Raw genomic sequence first — 1994 nt, 5'->3', positions numbered from 1 at the left:
CAGTGGTGTTGCGCCGTATCGGGGCCTAGTGCGCCGCGCTAGGCCGGCACATGCAACATATCGGCCGAGGCCAGTTCCAGCCCATCGGCATAAAACACCTCGGGGCGGCCGAAGCGCAGGGCAAAGCCCGTCGCCGGCTCGCGGAGCGTATCAAGGCGGATATATTCGCCATCGGCCAGTTGCGATGCGGCCACGCAAGCCTGTTTTTGCCCGTAAAGCGCCTGTGCCCGCCAATCGCGGATCAAGATGCGTTGCCCGGCCGGAAGCCATAGATCGCGGTCCGGGCGCCCGCCCAACGCGTTTTTCGTCAACTGCACGATCGCGGTGCCCGCGGGCAGGGTGATCTTGTCGATGGCCGTGACGGGCCGTGCGCCGTGGCGCGTGATCAGGCGGTCGCCGGGGTAGAGATGCTCGACCGGCAATGCGCCATCGAGGCCAAGAACGGTGGTGCCTGGTGCGATCGCCATGGGGCTTGTCAGCGCCATGTCGTCCACCAAAAGCCCCACCGTAATGGGGGTCAATTCGGTCATGTTTAAACCTGCTCGGTCACGGGCGTCTTTTGCGCCCTGTTCTTTGTGCGACCACCCTAGCGCCGTGTGACGGGTCGCAATAGGAAAAATGGAACGCACAGGTACGAACGGGGGCAAAGTGTTGCGGGAAAACAGAAGGCTCATGTGGCGATTCTGTGCGCAATGGATTGAAAACACGTTAAGTGGATCTGTTTTCGCTCTCGCGCCCGGCCTTCGGCTCTGCTAAAGGCACCGCCGATGCGGGTGTGGCGAAATTGGCAGACGCACCAGATTTAGGTTCTGGCGCCGCAAGGCGTGGGGGTTCAAGTCCCTCCACCCGCACCATCGAAACATTTGAATATCAAACGGTTTCAGCCTGATTGTATTGCGCACATCATGTGCGCTTGCGCGGGCTGGGCGCGTGGTGGAAGTAGACCGACCATGACGATCACACTTCTTGATGGCGGTATGGGCCAGGAATTGATCCACCGCGCCGGTGATAGGCCGACGCCCCTGTGGTCGACGCAGGTGATGATGGCCCATCCCGGTCTGGTCGCGCAGGTCCATGGCGATTATTTTGCCGCCGGCGCGCAGATCGCCACGACCAACACCTATGCCATTCACCGCGACCGTCTGGTCCATGAGGGGATTGAACATCTCTTCGCCGATCTGCATGCCGCCGCCATCGCCGAGGCTGTGACCGCACGCAAGGCCCATGGGCAGGGGCGCATCGCGGGCTCTGTCGGCCCCTTGGTAGGCAGCTACCGCCCCGATCTACATCCCACGCCCGAGATGGCCGTGCCGCTTTACGGCGAGATCGTCCAGATCCTCGCGCCGCATGTCGATCTGATCTTGTTTGAAAGCGTGGCCTCTCTCATGCATGCCGAAACAGCACTTGTCGGTGCAAAGGCGGCGGGCAAGCCGGTTTGGCTCTCGGTCACGTTGGACGACGCGGATGGGTCGCGCCTGCGCTCGGGTGAGGCAGTGTCCGATTTGTTGCCGATCCTCGAGGCGGGCGGAGCGGCGGCGGTTCTGGCCAATTGCTCGATCCCCGAGGCGATGCCCGCAGGCCTGGCCGTATTCGGCAAGGGCGATCTGCCGTTCGGTGCCTATGCGAATGGGTTCACCAAGATCAGCGAAGGGTTCTTGGCCGATCGTCCGACCGTCGATGCCCTTTCTGCGCGCAGCGATCTGGGCCCTGCGGTCTATGCCGACCATGTGATGGGCTGGATCGACCAAGGTGCAACCATCGTCGGCGGCTGCTGCGAAGTGGGTCCCGCCCATATTGCCGAGATTGCCCGACGTTTGCGCGACAAGGGGCTGTTGGACGGCTGAGCAATGCCTGCGTGGCGTATGGCAAAGGGGCGGCCATGCGGCCGCCCCTTTGCGTTGTCAGATGGCGCGCGCGGCAGCCCGTCAGAAGATGAAGTCGGCATTGTCGAGATCGGCGATGTTCACGCCCGCGAGCAGAATGGAATTGCCGCC

The 1994-nt window shown here is 62.8% G+C and carries 2 protein-coding genes and 1 tRNA gene; 2 read left to right on the top strand and 1 reads right to left on the bottom strand.

Going from position 1 to position 1994, the window contains the following annotated elements; translation table 11 throughout:
• Window positions 1-38: 38 nt before the first annotated feature.
• Complete coding sequence (locus tag ACTG4J_RS15325; protein WP_439140597.1) at window positions 39-530, bottom strand: Hint domain-containing protein; 492 nt, start codon at window positions 528-530, stop codon at window positions 39-41.
• 239 nt (window positions 531-769) lie between these two features.
• Here ACTG4J_RS15325 and ACTG4J_RS15320 point away from each other — a divergent pair.
• Together ACTG4J_RS15320 and ACTG4J_RS15315 are read left to right on the top strand one after the other, a co-directional pair.
• Window positions 770-854, top strand: a tRNA-Leu gene (locus ACTG4J_RS15320).
• Window positions 855-950: 96 nt separating this feature from the next.
• A complete protein-coding gene (locus ACTG4J_RS15315; RefSeq protein ID WP_439140596.1) occupies window positions 951-1844 on the top strand; it encodes a homocysteine S-methyltransferase family protein in 894 nt (297 codons plus the stop codon).
• Window positions 1845-1994: the final 150 nt, after the last annotated feature.

Source organism: Roseicyclus sp., assembly GCF_965662675.1.
Classification (GTDB): domain Bacteria; phylum Pseudomonadota; class Alphaproteobacteria; order Rhodobacterales; family Rhodobacteraceae; genus Roseicyclus.
This window is presented reverse-complemented; position numbering and strand designations above follow the sequence as displayed.